Origin of the sequence: Tritonibacter sp. SIMBA_163, from assembly GCF_046535935.1 — a bacterium.
GTDB lineage: Bacteria > Pseudomonadota > Alphaproteobacteria > Rhodobacterales > Rhodobacteraceae > Epibacterium > Epibacterium scottomollicae.
Genome location: NZ_JAWJBP010001022.1, coordinates 1 through 247, shown reverse-complemented (window position 1 = coordinate 247; position 247 = coordinate 1). Strand labels below are relative to the sequence as shown.

At 59.1% G+C, this 247-nt stretch carries 1 pseudogene; it reads right to left on the bottom strand.

Annotation, left to right across the window (positions count from 1 at the left end):
* A pseudogene (locus tag R0J92_RS25425) lies at positions 1 to 225 on the bottom strand (hypothetical protein); the annotation flags it as partial.
* Positions 226 to 247: the final 22 nt, after the last annotated feature.

The following is a 247-nucleotide window of genomic DNA, read 5'->3' as shown; positions in this document are numbered from 1 at the left end:
AGCCGCGTTAGATTTAGCGGCGGGCAGCGCAGGCGCTGTTGAGGCCTTAGGGCGCTGGAGTGTGGTGGCAGAATGCGTGCGGCGGTTAGCGCTCGTTGTCGACGTATTGGGTAGCTTGAATGCCTCCATGGCGTGCAGCAACTGATGAGCATTTTGGCGCAGGTTATTGGCCGCCGTGGCGCTTTCATGCACGAGTGACGCGTTCTGTTGCGTGGCCTGATCCATTTCAGTAACTGCTTGGCCGACT